The organism is Curtobacterium sp. MCPF17_018, from assembly GCF_003234135.1.
Taxonomy (GTDB): domain Bacteria; phylum Actinomycetota; class Actinomycetes; order Actinomycetales; family Microbacteriaceae; genus Curtobacterium; species Curtobacterium flaccumfaciens.
In genome coordinates this window covers 476222-493314 of record NZ_QKSJ01000001.1, presented here as the reverse complement: position 1 = coordinate 493314, position 17093 = coordinate 476222, and the positions used below count along the sequence as shown (strand labels likewise).

The window sequence follows — 17093 nt, the reverse complement described above, 5'->3', positions numbered from 1 at the left end:
CGGATCAGGCGTCAGTTCGCGCAGCTCAGGTTCGTGCCGACGAGCGCGGTCTGGATGCGCGCTGTCGCCGTGCTGTCAACGTGCCAGGAACCTGCCCAGTTGGTGCGGATCTTCACGGTGACGACCGCACCGAGGGTCAGGATGCCGCTGCCCGTGACCCGGATCGGCGCCGTGCTGCCCGCCGGTCCGGTCGCCGCGATCGTGTTCGCGTTCGTGTTGAGCACCGAGAAGGACGTCGCGGGCGGCCCGTTGTACGTGAAGCCGATGTTGACCGAGCCGTCACCGTTCGGGGTGCAGGTCAGCGCGGTGGCGGGGGTCGCCGTGCCCGCCGAGAAGGTCGCCGTCGGTGCGACGGTGGTCCGTGACCACGGGGCCGCGTCCGCCGCTCCGGGCAGCAGGACGCCGGCGGCCGCAGCGAGCACGAGCACCGCGGCGCCCCCGCTGACGCGGCGAAGCCGCCGCACGCGACGCGCTCGTCGACGCGACGCGCGACGGGTGAGGACGGTGGACGAAGCGGTCTGGAGGCCCGTGGCGGTGCCGTCCCGCGCCTCCCGGCCATCTTCGGCACCGTCTGCCGGACCGGCGGCGTCATCCGGACCAGCCGCGTCGTCCGGATCACCGGCTGCGCCGTCGGTGTCGTCGTCGGCCTCGACGAACCGCCGGAGCGACCCGTCGATCGTGCAGAGCGCGAGCACCGCGGTCAGGCCGAGCGCGAGCATCGCGACCAGGCCCCACTCCCCGGCGCTGATCCACCGGATCGGCGTCCCGATGAACGGGATGCGCAGGAAGGCGACGCCGTGCACGGCGGAGCGCTCGATCGGCGTGGAGTCCTGCTGGGGGTTGGCGTCGCCCTTCGTGACCATGGTGCCGCGCGGGCCGTCCTCGACGTAGCGGTGCATGCGCAGGTGGTCCGGCTGATCCGGGTCGTCGGCCAGCAGGACCTTGCCCGTCGCGATCTCGCCCGAGCCGACCGGACGCGAGACGACCACGTCACCGGGGACGATCCGCGGCTCCATCGAGCCGGTCATCACGGTGGTCGGTTGCCACCCGATGAGCGCCGGCGCGGCCGCCCAGAGCGCGAGCCCGAGCAGCGTCGCGACCACACCCCGGGCGAGGGTGGCGACGACGACGCGCCCCCAGTCGACGGCGTCACGGACCGCTGCGTGCGGTGCGGGACCACCGTGCACTGCGATGCTGCTCATGACTGCCTTCGACCGGGGGCGCGTTGCGGGGAGGGAACGGACGGGGCTGGTTCGGCCCCGGTCCCGACTCAGCTGTTCTGGGCCTCCCAGGTGAAGCCGAGGGCTGCGGTGCCGCCCTGCACGGTGTTCGGGGCGGTGCTCGAGACCGTGTAGGTGACGCGGTAGACGCGCGTCTCGGACGCGGTGCCGGTCGGGGCCCAGGTGCCGACGCCGGTCGCGTAGTTGGTCGAGGCGGCGCCGAAGCCCGCGACGGTGCCGCTGTAGAGCGAGCCACCCGTGGCGGCCGGGGTGAAACCGGAGCAGGAGCCGAAGCCGCCGCCGGTGCCCTGCTCGATGGTCAGGTTGACGTTCGCCGCCAGGTCCTTCGTGGTCGAGACGTTCGTGCCGTAGAGCTTCACGGCCGAGGGCAGCGAACCGGTCGAGGTCACCGCGATGCAGTTCGCACCGGTCGAGCCGGGCTTCAGGTTGTTCGCCGTGAACAGCGCGGTGTTGTTGTCGTCGTCGGACAGGGCGACACTGCCGGCCGTCCAGTTGTTCGTCGGGTTGACGGTGGTCGAGGAGAAGGCCGCGTACGAGGCCGTCGAGACGACGACCCCCGAGGCGACGAGGGCGGCGGGGATGGCGATCCAGGCGGCGAGGCGGGCAGCACGAGGCGTGACACGAGACATGGTTGGACTCCGTGAGGAAGAGATCTGATCGGTGGTTCGGACGGGCCCGCGGTGGTTGGTCGCGCTACGTGCCGAGGTGGTACGACGATCAAGCTACTTGGCCCTCGAGCAGCTCACAAGACCTGAGGTGTCCCCACTGATGGGGGTATCTTGACGAGTGAGTTACTTGTTGACTGAAGTTCCCAACCTGTACCCGAGAAGAGCTCCCATGACGGACACCGACCCGGTCGTCCTCCCCCCGCACGCACCTGCCGTCCCCGCGGCGCGCGTCGCCCCCACCACGCCGCCGGCACCGGTGTCGCCCGACGTCACGGCGCTCGACCCCGTCACCGCCGACACGGACCGCGACGCCGACCTGCCGCGACTGCTCACCGCCTTCCGGGTGCTCCAGACGCAGCACGCGCGCGTCCTGCACCACGAGAGCACGATCCGCGGGCTGAACGCCACGGACACCCGCTTCGTGTTCTTCCTCAGCGCCGCCGACGGCCACGGCGTGACCCCGAAGCAGGCCGGCGAGTACCTCGAACTCACCACCGGTGCGATGACGTCGCTGATCGACCGGCTCGAGAAGCACGGACACCTCGAGCGTCGCCCGAACCCGGAGGACCGCCGGAGCGTGCTGCTGCACCTCACGCCGTCGGGCACGGCGGTCGCCCACGAGGTCGGCGCCGTCTACTCCGACGCGTTCCGGCAGGTCGTCGCACCGTCGGACCGCGCCGTGGTCGCCGCCGCCTTCGAGGGGCTCGGTGCCGCCCTGGAGCGCCACCGCCGCAGCGCCGCCGTGTGACAGCGGGTGTCACGGTCCGCGCGTAGCGTGAGCGCCATGACCCCCTCTGAACTCCTCATCGAAGCGTTCTCCCGCGTCCCCGAGACGGTCGAGCGGGCCGTCGACGGGCTCTCCGAAGACCAGCTCGCGACACGACCGGCCGCCGGGGCGAACACCCTCGCGTGGCTCGCGTGGCACATCGCCCGTGGCCAGGACGTGCAGATCGCGGAGCTCGCCGGCTCCGAGCAGGTCTGGACGGCGGACGGCTGGTACGACCGGTTCGGGCTGCCGTTCCCGGCCGAGGCGCTCGGGTACGGCATGTCCCGCGACGACGTCGGGCGGGTGCGGGCCTCTGCCGAGCTGCTCACCGGGTACCTGCGCGCGGTGCACGAGCGCACGGTCGCGTACCTCGGCACGCTCGGCCCGGACGACCTCGACCCCGTCGTCGACGACGCGTGGGACCCGCCCGTGACGGCCGGCGCGCGACTCGTGAGCATCCTGGACGACTGCACGCAGCACGCCGGGCAGGCCGGCTTCGTGCGCGGGCTGCTGTTCTTCAACCGCTGAGCGCGCGCGGTCGGTCGCTCGGCCGCTTCGTGAGCAGCAATGGTCGGGTCCGACGTCGCGACCCGACCATCGGTGCTCACCATGTGACGGACGGGAGGCCCGGTACCAGCTGGTACCGTCCCTCCCGTCACGGCCGTCATGCCGCTGGCGCGTCACGCCGGTACCGGCGGGTGGGGCCCACCTCCCGTCACGGCCGTCATGCCGCTGGCGCGTCACGCCGGTACCGGCGGGTGGGGCCCACCTCCCGTCCGTCGTGTGGTCGCGACTAGCGCGCGGCGAGCTCCGACACGATGCCGTCACCGGGTGCGGCCTGCACCAGGTCCGCCTCGATCTCGGCGCGCTCGAGGATGCCCTCGATCTTGCGGATGCGGCCACGCGGAACGATCGTCACGACCGTGCCCTCCTTGCCGGCACGACCCGTGCGGCCGGAGCGGTGCATGTACGCCTTGTAGTCGTCCGGGGCGTCCGCCTGCACGACGAGCGAGACGTCGTCGACGTGGATGCCGCGGGCGGCGACGTCGGTGGCGACGAGCACGTTCACCCGGCCGCTCGTGAGCAGCTGCAGGTTGCGCGTGCGGCGCGACTGGTTCAGGTCGCCGTGGAGCGAGGTCGCGCGGATGCCGGCGTCCTCGAACTGGTCGGCCAGACGCTCGGCGTAGGCGCGGGTCCGGGCGAAGACGATGGTCTTGCCGTCGCCGGCGACCAGCTCCTCGAGGAGACGGTCCTTCTCGCGCTGCTCGACCACGAGCACGCGGTGGTCGATGGTCGAGGACGCCTGGTCCTCACCCGCGACCTCGTGCACGCTCGGCTCGTGCAGGAACTGCTCGACGAGCGCCGCGACCTGGGTGTCGAGCGTCGCGCTGAACAGCAGCTTCTGCGCGCGGTTGCCCTGCGGGGTGACCTCGGCCGTGGCGGAGAGGATCTCCTGCACCGGCTCGAGGAACCCGAGGTCGCACATGTGGTCGGCCTCGTCGAGCACGGAGATGATGACCTCGCTGAGGTCGAGCTTCCCCTTGTTCATGAGGTCCTGCACACGACCGGGGGTGCCGACGATGATGTCGACGCCGCGCTCGAGCGCGCCCTCCTGACGGCCGTAGGGCACGCCGCCGTAGATCTGCGTCGTGAACAGGCCGACCGAACGCGCGATGGGCTGCACGGTGCGGTCGATCTGCAGGGCGAGCTCACGGGTCGGCGCGAGGATGAGCGCACGCGGAGCGCGGCCCATCTTGCGCTTGGTGCCGCCGCCGTGCTCCATGAGCTTCTCGACCAGCGGCGCACCGAAGGCGATGGTCTTGCCGGAGCCGGTGCGGCCGCGACCGAGGACGTCCTTGCCGGCGAGCACGTCGGGGATCGTCGCCGCCTGGATCGGGAACGGGCTCGAGGCGCCGAGCTCCTGCAGGGCGCGGGAGATGTTGCCGCCGATGCCCAGGTCGCCGAAGGTCACGCCCTCGACGTCGGCCGCGATGGTGGCCTCGGCCTGGAGCTTCTCGAGCTTGACGTCGTCGGCCGGCACGAACTTGCCGCGCTCGGGCTCGTCGAACGAGCGGCGCGGGGCGCGGTCGGTGCGGTCGTCGCGGTCGAACTTGCGCGGGGCGCGGTCGTCACGGTCGAACTTACGCGGGGCGCGGTCGTCGCGGTCGAACGAGCGACGCGGGCGGTCGTCGTTGTCACGACGGGGCGCACGGTCGTCGCGGTCGAACGAACGACGGGGGCGGTCGTCGTTGTCACGACGGGGCGCTCGGTCATCGCGGTTGAACGAGCGCGGTGCACGGTCGTCACGGTCGAAGCGACGCGAACGGTCGTCGTTGTCACGACGCGGCGCACGGTCGTCACGGTTGAAGCTGCGCGGAGCGCTGGGCCCCTGCGAGCCGGTTCCGGCGCGACGCGGAGCTTGCGGAGCGTCGGGACGGCCGTGCGAGTAGGGAGCGTCACGGTCGAAGCGACGCGGACGGTCGTCGTTGTCACGACGGGGCGCACGGTCATCGCGGTTGAACGAGCGCGGTGCACGGTCGTCACGGTCGAAGCGACGCGGTGCTCGGTCATCGCGGTCGAACGAACGACGCGGACGGTCGTCGTTGTCACGACGGGGCGCGCGGTCGTCACGATCGAAGCGACGCGGGGCGCGGTCATCACGGTTGAAGCCGCGGCCGCCACGGTCATCGCGGTCGGGGCGACGCTGCCCGCCGCTGTCACGCGGCTCCCAGTTCGGGCGGGCCGGACGCTCGCCCTGCGACGAGCGGCCGCGACGCTCCTCGGCATCCCAGCGCTGCTTCTGGCGGGGCTGCGACGGGTCGGCGGCGCGGAACCCGCGGTGCTTGCTGCTGCGGGCGGCGGGGGTGCCGTTCGGGTGGCGGACGCGGTCGGAGGCGCGGTTGTCCGCGCCGCCCTTGTTGTACGGGGCCATGGCTGCTTTCTCGGGTGCGCAACGTACCGCAGCGCCCGACAGCGACATCGGCGGGGGCTGCTTGCGGAGAGGGGGTTCATCCCGTCGCGAGTCGACGTGATTCCAGCCCTCGAGCAACACACACCCAGCAGAATTTCCGTGATCACAATGTCACGACGTCGAAGGCCGACCGAGCGAGTCTACGCGAGCCGGTGCCCTGACGCCAGCCCCGCGCGGTCCGGCGGCGGCGTGCCGGGCGCGGGACGGGCCTCCAGTCCGGTGGTCGCGCGCTCAGGACTCCGCGAGCCGACGACGCTGCTCGGCGACGTCGAAGTCGGCCTTCGGCCAGGACAGCTGCATGTCCTCCAGCGCCCGGAGCAGGAGCTGCTGCACGGCGAGGCGGGCGTACCACTTGCGGTTCGCGGGCACCACGTACCAGGGAGCCTGCGGGGTCGAGGTGCGGTCGAGGGCGATCTGGTACGCCTGCTGGTAGCGGTCCCAGAGCAGGCGGTCGTCGATGTCGGCCGGGTTGAACTTCCAGTGTTTGTCGGGGCGGTCGAGCCGGTCGCCGAGGCGCTCGCGCTGTTCGTCCTTCGAGATGTGCAGCATCACCTTGACGATGGTCGTGTCGGCGGCGGCGAGGCCGTCCTCGAAGGCGGTGATCGCGCCGTACCGGCGTTCGATCTCGTCCGGTGCGGCGAGCCCACGGACCCGTTGTGCGAGCACGTCCTCGTAGTGCGAGCGGTCGAACACGCCGAGCTGTCCGGCCGCGGGGAGCTGTCGTTCGATGCGCCAGAGGAAGTCGTGCTCGCGCTCCTCGGCCGTCGGGGCCTTGAAGCCGGCGTAGCGCACCCCGTTCGGGTCGACCGCACCGACGACGTGCGAGACGATGCCGCCCTTGCCCGCGGTGTCCATGGCCTGCAGTACGAGCAGCACCCGGCGCTCGTCACCGGCGGTCGACGCCGCGTACAGGCGCTCCTGCAGGGCGGCGAGACGGGAGGCGCCGGCGGCGAGGGCTTCGAGGCCGTCGATCTTGCGACCGGGGAAGCCCGGGGTGTCGTCCGGGTCCACCTGGTCGAGGCGGAACCCGGGTTCGACGCGGAGCAGTGGTTCGGGATCGGCGTTCCAGGCCTTGCGACTGCTCACGGGTCCTCCTGCGGTGCTCCGGTCGGCGGCTGCCGTGCTCATCCTCGCACTGCCGCTGATCGTCCGCTCGGGTGACGTGGGCGGCCGCCGGTGCGGCTAGCGTTGACGTGATGAAGTCCGGCCGCCGCTCAGTGCTCGCGCTCGTCGCCGCGGTCGTGGCGCTCGGCGCGATGGCGTCCTGCAGCACGGACCCGGTCGGCGACGAGAACGCCACGGTGACCGCGGACAGCATCATCTACCCGCTGTCGCTGCGGTACCACGGCATCGACGTGGTGGCGGACGTGCCCTACGGCACCGATCCGCTGCAGCGCCTCGACGTGTGCCTGCCGGCCGACAGCGACCCCGCGACGACGGCGACCCCCACCGCGACGCCGTCGGCCACCGCCGACCCCGATGCCCGAGCGGTCGGGGCCACCACCGGACGCCCGGCGGTCCTGATGATCCACGGCGGCAGCTGGTCGCACGGTGACAAGGCGACCGCCGCCTACCGGTCCGTGTGCAAGTACCTGGCATCCGAGGGCTTCGTGACGTTCAACGTCGACTACCGCCTGGCGCCGACCGACCCGTTCCCGGCCGGGCTCGACGACGTCCGCCGTGCGCTCGACTACGTGTTCCGTCCGGCGACGCTCGAGACCTACGACGTCGACTCCCAGCGCGTGGGCGTGTTCGGCGGGAGCGCCGGCGGCAACCTCGCCGCGATGCTCGCGGTCACCGACCACGACTCCGCCGCGTACGCCGACGGCGACCGGATCCGTGCCGTGGTCGACCTGAGCGGGCCGACGAACCTGACCACCCGGTCCACCGAGCCCGACGGGGTCTCGGCGGCCTTCCAGCGCAAGCAGCTGCTCTACCTGGGGTGCCGGTCGTACGCCAGGTGCCCGGCGGCCACCCGGGCGTCGCCGGAGTTCCACGTCACCTCGGACACCGCTCCGTTCTTCATCGGGCACTCCACCGACGAGTTCATCCCGATGTGGGAGTCGCAGGAGTTCGCCGCGACGCTCCGGTCCCACGACGTCCCGGTGACGTTCGTGGCGGTCGAGGGCACGGCACACTCGATCGCCCAGCTCGACGAGGCGATGAGCCGCCGCGTGGCCACGTTCCTGCGGACGCAGCTGGGCTGACCGCGCGAGCTGACCGGCTGACCACGCGAGCTGACCGGCTGGCCTCGCAAGGCGACCGGCCGCGTGCCCCGGGTGGGTGCCACCCGGAGTCGGGACTGCCGCTGTCGAGCCCCCGGCCGCAGACTTCGGGGGTGACCGACACCTCGACCCGCCCTGCCCGCGCCGCTGCGACCCGCTGGGACCGCCCGGCGCTGCAGACGTTCGGGGAGCTGCTGCTCGGGCTGTCGTTCGTCGCCGCGGTGGCCTTCGGCGGGTACGCCTCGGTCACCGGGCAGCTGGCCGTCGTGTCGCAGGGCGCCGCCGTGGTGTTCCTCGTGACGCTGACCCTGGTGCTCGTGTCGTGGTTCCGAGCGGTCGAGCGCGAGGAGCGGACCGAGCGTGTCGTCGTCTCGCCCCTCGCCGCCATCGACGCCGAGTACCGCCGCTAGGCAGCGCTGCCGGAACGCGCCGCCCGTCGCCGCTGCCGTTCCCGCCGGAGCTCCACGCGTTCCTGGCGTCGCTCGGCGCGCGCCTGCTTCCGGGTCTTCCCCGCGGCGATCCGGTCGTCGTTGCGTTCGCGAGCCCGCTCGACCACGAAGTACAGCGCCGGCAGCACCACGAGCGTCAGCAGCGTCGAGGACACCAGGCCACCGATCACGACCAGTGCCAGCGGCTGCGAGATGAAGCCGGACTTGCCGGTCAGCCCGACCGCCATCGGCAGCAGCGCGAAGATCGTCGCCATCGCCGTCATCAGGATCGGACGGAGGCGTCGTGTCGCGCCCTCGATCAACGCCTCGCGCACCCGCAACCCGCGCCGTCGGTACTGGTTGACGAGGTCGATGAGCACGATGGCGTTCGTCACGACGATGCCGACGAGCATGAGCAGACCGATCAGCGACGCGACGCCGATCGGGACGCCCGATGCGATCTGCAGCAGGATCGCGCCCGTCGCCGCGAACGGCACCGACACGAGCAGCAGCAGCGGCTGGAGCAGGCTCCGGAACGTCGCGACCATGATCACGTAGACGATCAGCACGGCGACCAGCACCGCGAGCCCGAGCTGCGAGAACGCGGACGACTGGCTGGCGGCGACACCACCGATCGAGGCGGTCGCGCCCTTCGGCAGGTCGAGCTCGTCGACGGCGGTCGTGACGGACTGCACGGCCGCACCGAGGTTCGTGGCGTCCGGCGTCACGGTGATCGTGGCGGTGCGGGCCGCGTTCGTCGTGGTGACCGTTGTCGGTCCCTCGGACTCCTCGACCGTGGCGACGTCGGACAGCGGGACCGTGCCGGTGCTCGTCGGGACGTCGAGGGCACGGAGTGCGGCGATGGTGGTCGGCGGCTCGGGGTCGGCGATGTAGACGTCGAGCGTCGCGTCGTCGATCTCGATGCTGCCGGTGTCCCGTGGCGAGACCGCTGCGGCGACGAGGCCACCCACCTGCGTCTCGGTGAGGCCGAGTGACGCGGCCTTCTGGCGGTCCACCCGGACGGCGAGGAACGGCTCCGCCGCGGACAGGTTGCTCGTGGCGCCCGTGGTGTCCGGGACCGACCGCATGGTCTTCAGCACCTGACGCGACGCCGTCTCGAGCTGCGCCTGGGTCGGCGCTGTGACGTCGACCTCGATGTCGCTGCTGCCGCCGAACCCGCCGCCGGAGGACGCGATGGTGACCTCGCCGACGTCCTCGATCGCACCGATCGACTTCCGGGCGTCGGCCTGGATCGTCGGCTGGTCGGCCTCGGCATCGGTCGTGACGGCGTACTGCACCGAGGCGCTGCCGCCCCCGCCGAACGCCGCCTGGATCGACTGGCCGCTCGTGCCGATGGTGGTCTGCACGGTCTCGACGCCGTCGACGTCCTGCAGTGCCCGCTCGACCTTGCGTGCGGACTCGGACTGGACGGCGAGGCTGGAGCCGGCCTTCAGGTCCTGCGTGACCGTGAAGGTGTTCTGCCCGGAGTCGCCGAGGTAGTTCGTGGTGACGAACGGCAGCGTGGCCACCGTTCCGCCGAGCACGATCACGGCGAGCAGGATGACGACGACCGGCTTCCGGACGACCCACCGGAGCACCGGCAGGTAGACGCGGCGCAGACGGTCGGCGGTTCCGGCGTCGTGCAGGTCCGCGGCGGAGGCGAGCACGCCCTCGGACCGGTCGTGATCGTGCCCGGCGACGCCCGCCGACGGCGCTGCATCCGCTTCCGAGTCCGCTGCCGTCGTCGCATCGCCCGGCTTCGCCTTCGGCGGGCGCAGCCACCAGTACGCGAGCACCGGGACGATGGTGAGCGAGACGAACAGCGACGCGACGAGCGCCAGGGTGACCGTCACGGCGAACGGTCGGAACAGCTCCCCCACGAGTTCAGCGACGAAGGCGACCGGCAGGAACACCGCGACGGTCGTCAGCGTCGACGCGGTGACCGCTCCGGCGACCTCGCGCACGGCGTCCCGCACGGCACGGCCGCGGTCGACGCCGGGGAGCATGTGCCGCTTGATGTTCTCGATGACGACGATGGAGTCGTCGACCACGCGGCCGATCGCGATCGTGAGGGCCGCCAGCGTGATGATGTTGAGCGTGTACCCGGCGGCGCGCATGCCGATCGCGGCGAGGAGCACCGACGTCGGGATCGAGATCGCGGTGACGAGCGTGGAACGCCACGACAGCAGGAACACCAGGATGACGATCACCGCGAAGGCGAGCCCGAGCAGGCCTTCTTCGGCGAGGGAGTCGATGGACTGCTGGATGTAGGGCGCCTGGTCGAAGACGACGGTGAAGCGGGGGTCACCCTCGATCTTGTCCTCGATACCGGGCAGGGCGTCGCGCACGGTCGTCGAGACGTCGACGGTGTTGGCTTCCTGCGTCTTCGTGATCGAGATCGTCAGGGCCTGCTGGCCGTCCACCCGGCTGATCGAGGTGCGCGGCGACTCGGTGATGGCGACCTTCGCGACGTCACCCAGGGTGGTGTCCGTCGGCGTGGCCGCGGTCGTGGACCCGCCAGTCGCGGCGTCACCGGTGGGGGCGGTGTCGGTCGCCCCGGTGCCGGTCGCACCCGTGTCGCTTCCGGTCGCACCGGCGCCGGTCGCACCCGTACCGGCGGCACCCGCAGCCGTGCCGTCACCGGACGACGTCGTCCCGTCGGCGGCACCCGACCCGGATCCGTCCGAGCCCGACGAGCCCGAAGAACTCGACGAGCTCGTCAGCGGCAGCGCGCGGATGTCCTCGAGCGAAGCGATCCGCTCACCCGTCTGCACCGACAGGGTCGAGCCGTCCTCGGTGATGGTGCCGCCGGGGATCAGGGTGCCGTTGTCGTCGAGCGCGTCCGAGATCGCCGTCTGGGTCAAGCCGCGGGCGGCGAGCTCGTCCTGGTCCGGCGTGATGACGACGCGACGGCCCGGGTTGCCGAAGACGTCCGCCTGCCGCACGCCGTCGAGCTTCTCGAGGTCGGGGATCGCCGAGGCCTGCAGCCGGTCGACGAGCTGCTCCTGGTTGCCGGACGCCGAGACCGCGACCTGCAGCACCGGCAGGTCGTCGAAGGACCCGGTGACGATCTGCGTCTGCACCGAGTCGGGCAGCGACAGCGCGTTCACCGCGGTCTGGATCTTGTCCTCGGCGCTGGCCAGGTTCGATCCGTACTGGAACGACGCCGACACCACGCTCTGCCCGGTGGACGAGGTCGCACTGGTCGACTCGAGGTCCGGGACGACCTGGATCGCCTGCTCGATCTTCGTCGAGACGTCGTTCGACACGACCTCTGGCGTGGCTCCGGGGTAGGCGCTGACGATCGCGACCTGCGGGAACTCGACGCTGGGGATCAGCTCCTGCTTGAGACTCGAGAGCGCGATGCCGCCGAAGACCGCGACCACGATCGTGACGAGCGCGATGAGGGCCCGGTTGCGCAGGCTGAAGACCGAGAGGAGGTGCACGTCATCGATCCTCGCAGGACCGACCGACGAACGTTCGGCTGGCAGCCAGAACCCGCCGTCGGATCAGAACCCGCCGAGCAACAGGTACGCCCCGAGCACCGCGACGGTCCCGACCACCCCGGTGCCGAGCGCCACCACGCGCGCGACGGGTGAGCGGGTGCCGAGGACCCCGATGCCGAGGAGCACCACCCCGACGACGATCTCGACGACCCAGGTGACGTGCCCGGTCGTCGCGGCGACCTGCAGCAGCCCGCGGATCCCCTCACCGACGAGCACCGCGGCCGTCACACCGAGCGCCCCCGCGCGCCACCGGGCGTCGCGGGACCGCACCGCCACGGCGACCGCCCCGGCCAGCAGCCCGGCCGGCACCCCGAGCAGCACCCACGGGTTCGTGATCGACAGCACGTCCGGGAACCCGCGCAGGACCGTCGTGGCCCAGTACCCGACGTGCATGAGCTCGAGGAGCACGACGCCGAGCACCATCGCGAGCGGCAGGGCGACGCGGCCCGCTCGTGCTCCGGCCGCCAGGCACAGCAGCGCCGCGACGAGGAACCACGGTCCGGCCGAGTTCGACACGGAGGCGAGTGCGGGCACCGCCTGCCCGAACGACGTCAGGACGCCGGCCAGGACCGCCCCGCTCAGCGCGATGGTGACCCGCACCACGGCGGGGACCGGCGCGGGCGGGTCGACGGGCGTCGGCACAGCGGAGCGGGTTCCGGCGGACAGGGTCGCGTTCATGGCTCCAGCCTCGCCGGACCCCACCGACGCCGCATCACCCCGGGGAGCGAGAACCCCGGACCCGGCCTCACCCCAGAGGATGACACCGAGCCCCCGGCGCACGACACCGAGCCGCGGCGCATGACACCGAGCCCGGCGGATGACACCGAGCCCGAGAGCCCGACGCACCTCTTAGACCACCGCCGCCAACGACCCCCGCACCCCGGTCGACTCGCCACCGACCCGCTCCCACGCACGCGACAGCACGTCGACCAACCGCCCCCGGTCGGCCGGGGCCATCGTGAACGGCACCCGCAGGAACCGCTCGAACCCGCCGTCCGGCCCGAACACCCCGCCCGAGGCCAGCACCACGCCCTCGGCCCTCGCGGCGAGCACGAGCGCGCTCGACACCGGCCGGCCGAGCCCGACCCACGTCGTCAAGCCGCCCGCCGGCGCCGGGACGTCCCACTCCGGGAGCCGCGCCCGGAGCGCCCCCACGACCGCGTCGCGACCTTCGCGCAGGGACGCACGCCGCGCCTCCAGGACGGCCGCCGTGCGCGGGACCAGCTCGCGCACGACCAGCTGGTCGAGCACGGGGGTGCCGAGGTCGCCCGTCGGGCGGGCGAGCAGCAGCCGCTGCAGCAGCGCCGGGTCGGCACGGATCCAACCGATCCGCAGCCCGCCCCAGAAGACCTTGGCGGCGGAACCGATCATCACGACCGACGCCCCCGACGGGTCGGCCGCTGCCAACGGCGGCGACGGCGAACCGTCGATCCGGAGCTCCCCCATCGTCTCGTCGGCGATGACGGTCGTGCCGACCGAGGACGCGACCGACAGCAGGAGCTGGCGGGTCGATGCGGACATGGTCGCACCGGTCGGGTTGTGGAGCTCGGGCATGACGTACGCGACGGAGGGCGCGGTGCGACGCAGCGTCGTCTCGAGCGCGGCGGCGTCCCACCCCGTCCGCGCATCGACGGGGACGCCGACCAGACGGCCGCCGGCCTCGCGGAAGGCCTCGTGCGCGTGCGGGTAGGTCGGGGACTCGACGAGGACGGCGTCGCCACGGCGGACGAGCACGCGCGCGAGCAGGGCGATGGCGTGCTGCGCGCCGATGGTGACGATGACCTGGGCGGGCTCGGTCGGCAGTCCGCGCTCGGTGTAGCGCGCTGCGATCGCGGCGCGGAGGCCGGGGTCGCCGACGGTGTCGTAGCCGATGCCGGCGAGCGCGGCGGGCACGTGCCGGACCGCCCGCTCGACCGCCTCGTCGATGCCGGGGGCCGCGTGCAGGGCCGCCTTGCGCAGGTCGAGCAGGTCCCCCTCGACGACTCCGCCCAGGCGTTCGGGGTCGGGCCGGCCGACCAGGTCACGGGGCAGGTGGACCACGCTGCCCGAGCCACGGACGGACACCAGGAACCCGTCGGAGCGCAGCCGGGCGTAGGCGTTCGCGACGGTGGTGCGTGAGACACCGAGGGCTGCGGCCAGGCCGCGCTCGGCCGGCAGCCGGACGCCCTGGGCGACCCGACCGTCGATGACGAGGACCCGGAGGGCATCGGCGAGGGCCTCGTAGGCCGGAGCGTCGGTGCTCGCGCGCCAGTCGGTCAGCAGGTGGGCGGCGGCACGGGCACTGATCAGGACAGGGGGCACGGGTCCACGGTAGCGCGATTGGCTCTCGACCAGCAGGCCAATCTGTCGGGACGATGGCCACATGCCCCGCCGCACCGCCCTCACCCTGCGCTTCGTCCAGCTCTTCGTCGGACTGTTCCTCTACGGCGCCTCGACCGCACTGCAGGTCCGCGCGGTGGTCGGCGTGAGCTCGTGGACCGTGCTGACCCAGGGGCTCGAGAACGTCGTGCCGTGGTCGTTCGGGGTCATCACGGTCGTGTCGAGCGGCGTCATCCTGCTGCTGTGGATCCCGCTGCGCCAGAAGCCGGGCATCGGGACGCTGCTGAACGCCCTGGCGATCGGGCCGAGTGCCGACCTGGTGCTCTGGCTGGTTCCGGAGCCGTCGGGGCTCGTCGCCCGGATCGGGCTGTTCGCCGCGGGACTCGTGCTGCTCGCGATCGCGACGGCGTTCTACATCGGTGCGGGGTTCGGCACGGGCGCGCGGGACGGCCTGATGGTCGGGTTGCACCAGCGGCTCGGCTGGCCGATCTGGCTCGCGCGGACCCTGGTCGAGGTCACCGTGGTGATCGTCGGGTGGATCCTCGGCGGGGACGTCGGCGTCGGCACCGTCATCGCGGCGTTCGCGATCGGCCCGATGGTCCAGCCGCTCATGCCGCACTTCCGCCGGTTCCCGTGGAGCCCCGAGCGCACCGCCGCAGCGCCCGGCGTCGCAGCACCCGCCCTGGAGGCCCGCCCCACCCCCGCCACGCCCGCTTCGTGAGCAGGGACGGTCGGGTCCACGGCGCCGACCCGACCAGTCCTGCTCACGATCGCCCGGCGATCGCCCGGCGATCGTGTGCGACCCCTTGCGGCCGTAGGGAACGCGATATAGCGTGACCTGCACAGACGCGATACATCGCGAGTTCCAGGAGGCAACATGGCGCAGGAGAAGTGGCTCGTCGACGAGCCCAAGGTCATCGACACCGGCATCGTGCGCACCGTGCGTGTCGGCCTCGTCGGCGGGCAGGTGGACGTCGTCGCGCACGACGAACCCACGGCCCGGGTCGAGATCCACAGCGTGTCCGGCAAGCAGATGCTCATCGAGGTCGACGGCGACACCCTCACCGTCGACCACCCCCAGGTCCGGTGGGACGACCCCATCGGGTTCCTGAAGTCCTTCCGCGGCAAGGCCCACGCCGACGTCAGCATCCTGGTCCCCCGCGACGCCGGCATCACGCTCGGTGTCGTCTCGGCCGGTGCGCTGCTGTCCGGCACGAACCGTGGTGCCACGCTCAACACGGTGTCCGGCGACCTGGTCGTCGACGGCGTCGCGGGTGACGTCACGGTCAACGCCGTCTCGGGCGCCACCACGATCCGCGACCTCGACGGCGCGCTCGCGGTGCACACCGTCTCCGGCGACGTCGTGGCCACCGGCGAGATCCCGCGGTTCCAGGCCGACGGTGTCTCAGCCGACGTCGTGCTCGACCTGCACGGGGTCCCCGAGTCCGCGCGCGTCAACACGGTGTCCGGGTCGGTGAGCGTCCGCCTGGCGGACGGCGTCGCCTACAAGTGCACGGTGAACACCGCGACCGGCAAGCTGCAGTTCGACGACGCCGAGATCCGCGGGGTACGCGGTTCGTACGTCAAGCAGGGCGGCGAACTGTCCGGCCAGTGGCTCGACCTGCGGGTGAACTCCGTCTCCGGCGACATCGCGGTGCTGCACGCCCCGCCGGTCGCCGAACCTGCACCCCCGACGACACCGACCACCCCGACCAACGAGAGCGAGGTGCCCGAATGAGCCCCGTCTTCGCCCACGGTCACCTGCGCCTCTACCTGCTCGTCCTGCTGGCCGACCACCCGATGCACGGCTACGAGCTCATCCAGGCACTCGGCGACCGCTTCGGCGGCACCTACGTGCCGAGCGCCGGCACCGTGTACCCCCGGCTCGCCAAGCTCGAGGACGACGGCCTGGTCACCAAGACCGCCGACGGGCGCAAGACCGTCTACGCGATCACGGACGCCGGCCGTGCCGAGCTCGCGGCGCGTGCCGACGAGATCGCCGCGGTCGAGTCCGGCGTGAGCGACTCGGTGAAGTCGTTGGCCGACGGCGTGCGCGCCTCGGTCGGCGAGGCCATGCGCTCGCTCCGTGCCGACCTGGCCGCCGCAGCCGAGAGCCCGGCGACCGGTTCCGCCGAGGAGCCCGTGTCCGTGCCGTCGGACAGCGCCCGCGCCCTGCGCGAGCTCGAGATGGCCCTGTCGTCGTTCCGGCAGCAGGTGCGTGCGGACCTGCGCCGTCGGGCGACCCGCGGCACGCTCGGTGCGGACACCGTGACGCGGCTGCGCGACGGCCTGGAGGCCCTGCGCAAGTCGCTCTGACGGCCGGCGGCCGACAGGCGGTCGCGACCACGGGCCTCCCGGCCGTCACCGGGACCGCCCGCGGAACCAGGTTCCGGACACAGCACCGTGCAGATGCGCGGTGCCGTGTCCGGAACCTGGTTCCTCACCGTCCCGCAACCGGTGGGTCGACGACCGACAGCCGCGTCGGCGCGAAGCCGGCGAACGCCTCGGCCGCAGTCAGGGGTTCCCCGTGCTCGACGCGCGCCACGGTGGTGCGCACCGCCGCGAGCTGCCGGGCCAGCCGGTCCCGTTCGTGCTCCAGCCACGTCAGGTGCGCCGTGAGCGCCGCGACGTCGTCACCCTCGTCGTCGAGGCGTCGCGCGATCTCCGGCAGTCCGAGTCCGAGTCCGCGCAGCAGCAGGATCCGCTGCAGCCGGACGAGCGCGCGGTCGTCGTAGCGCCGGAGCCCGCCCGCGCCGACGGCGGTGGCCGGCAGCAGTCCGACGGCCTCGTAGTGCCGAAGGGTCCGACTCGAGACGCCGGCGGAACGCGCCACCTCGGTGATGGCGTGGGGAGCTTTCGCAGCTGCGTCGTCCGGGCCTGTCGATCCGTTCATGCTGGCGACTGTACTGGTTGACGCTGCGTCAACGGCAAGGGGTGGGCGGCACCCAGGGTCGAGCGCCCGTGGGCAC

At 72.4% G+C, this 17093-nt stretch carries 15 protein-coding genes; 7 read left to right on the top strand and 8 right to left on the bottom strand.

What is annotated here, in order from left to right:
- Positions 1-11: 11 nt before the first annotated feature.
- The gene (locus tag DEJ27_RS02325) at positions 12-1202 is read right to left on the bottom strand and encodes a S24/S26 family peptidase (RefSeq protein ID WP_111090236.1); all 1191 of its coding nucleotides are present in this window, start codon (positions 1200-1202) and stop codon (positions 12-14) included.
- A gap of 68 nt (positions 1203-1270) precedes the next feature.
- Complete coding sequence (locus DEJ27_RS02320) at positions 1271-1870, bottom strand: hypothetical protein (RefSeq protein WP_110858866.1); 600 nt, start codon at positions 1868-1870, stop codon at positions 1271-1273.
- A gap of 208 nt (positions 1871-2078) precedes the next feature.
- On the opposite strand from DEJ27_RS02320, the gene DEJ27_RS02315 reads away from it, so the two are divergent.
- Both DEJ27_RS02315 and DEJ27_RS02310 read left to right on the top strand, forming a co-directional pair.
- On the top strand, positions 2079-2657 hold the full coding sequence (locus DEJ27_RS02315) for a MarR family winged helix-turn-helix transcriptional regulator (protein ID WP_110858865.1): 579 nt from the start codon (positions 2079-2081) through the stop codon (positions 2655-2657).
- A gap of 36 nt (positions 2658-2693) precedes the next feature.
- Positions 2694-3203: a DinB family protein gene (locus tag DEJ27_RS02310; protein WP_110858864.1), complete on the top strand. Its 510-nt coding sequence runs from the start codon at positions 2694-2696 to the stop codon at positions 3201-3203.
- 265 nt (positions 3204-3468) lie between these two features.
- Here the strand turns inward: DEJ27_RS02310 and DEJ27_RS02305 are convergent, their stop codons facing one another.
- Both DEJ27_RS02305 and DEJ27_RS02300 read right to left on the bottom strand, forming a co-directional pair.
- A complete protein-coding gene (locus tag DEJ27_RS02305; protein WP_110858863.1) occupies positions 3469-5607 on the bottom strand; it encodes a DEAD/DEAH box helicase in 2139 nt (712 codons plus the stop codon).
- Between the two features lie 270 nt (positions 5608-5877).
- A complete protein-coding gene (locus tag DEJ27_RS02300) occupies positions 5878-6732 on the bottom strand; it encodes a PPK2 family polyphosphate kinase (protein WP_181419960.1) in 855 nt (284 codons plus the stop codon).
- Positions 6733-6842: 110 nt separating this feature from the next.
- Here DEJ27_RS02300 and DEJ27_RS02295 point away from each other — a divergent pair, with 110 nt between their 5' ends.
- Entirely contained in the window at positions 6843-7853 is a 1011-nt protein-coding gene (locus DEJ27_RS02295) for an alpha/beta hydrolase (protein WP_110858862.1), read from the top strand.
- A 131-nt stretch (positions 7854-7984) separates the two neighbouring features.
- Complete coding sequence (locus DEJ27_RS02290; protein ID WP_110858861.1) at positions 7985-8281, top strand: hypothetical protein; 297 nt, start codon at positions 7985-7987, stop codon at positions 8279-8281.
- Here DEJ27_RS02290 and DEJ27_RS02285 read toward each other — a convergent pair.
- The 3 genes from DEJ27_RS02285 to DEJ27_RS02275 form a co-directional block, all read right to left on the bottom strand.
- Positions 8278-11745, bottom strand: coding sequence for an efflux RND transporter permease subunit (locus DEJ27_RS02285; RefSeq protein ID WP_111090235.1), 3468 nt, complete (start codon positions 11743-11745; stop codon positions 8278-8280). The two genes, DEJ27_RS02290 and DEJ27_RS02285, sit on opposite strands and share 4 nt — an antisense overlap.
- A 63-nt stretch (positions 11746-11808) precedes the next feature.
- On the bottom strand, positions 11809-12483 hold the full coding sequence (locus DEJ27_RS02280) for a DUF6518 family protein (RefSeq protein WP_110858859.1): 675 nt from the start codon (positions 12481-12483) through the stop codon (positions 11809-11811).
- Between the two features lie 171 nt (positions 12484-12654).
- Positions 12655-14106: a PLP-dependent aminotransferase family protein gene (locus DEJ27_RS02275; protein ID WP_258369775.1), complete on the bottom strand. Its 1452-nt coding sequence runs from the start codon at positions 14104-14106 to the stop codon at positions 12655-12657.
- Positions 14107-14167: 61 nt separating this feature from the next.
- Between DEJ27_RS02275 and DEJ27_RS02270 the strand changes: the two genes are divergently transcribed.
- The 3 genes from DEJ27_RS02270 to DEJ27_RS02260 all read left to right on the top strand — a co-directional run bounded on the left by DEJ27_RS02270 (position 14168) and on the right by DEJ27_RS02260 (position 16440).
- Positions 14168-14845: a YitT family protein gene (locus DEJ27_RS02270; RefSeq protein ID WP_181419959.1), complete on the top strand. Its 678-nt coding sequence runs from the start codon at positions 14168-14170 to the stop codon at positions 14843-14845.
- 156 nt (positions 14846-15001) lie between these two features.
- Positions 15002-15862, top strand: a complete 861-nt coding sequence (locus tag DEJ27_RS02265; protein ID WP_110858858.1) for a DUF4097 family beta strand repeat-containing protein — start codon at positions 15002-15004, stop codon at positions 15860-15862.
- Entirely contained in the window at positions 15859-16440 is a 582-nt protein-coding gene (locus tag DEJ27_RS02260) for a PadR family transcriptional regulator (RefSeq protein WP_027465044.1), read from the top strand. Before DEJ27_RS02265 ends, DEJ27_RS02260 begins: the two co-directional genes overlap by 4 nt.
- A 124-nt stretch (positions 16441-16564) precedes the next feature.
- On the opposite strand, the gene DEJ27_RS02255 is transcribed toward DEJ27_RS02260, so the two are convergent.
- Complete coding sequence (locus DEJ27_RS02255) at positions 16565-17017, bottom strand: MerR family transcriptional regulator (RefSeq protein WP_110858857.1); 453 nt, start codon at positions 17015-17017, stop codon at positions 16565-16567.
- Positions 17018-17093 lie beyond the last annotated feature (76 nt).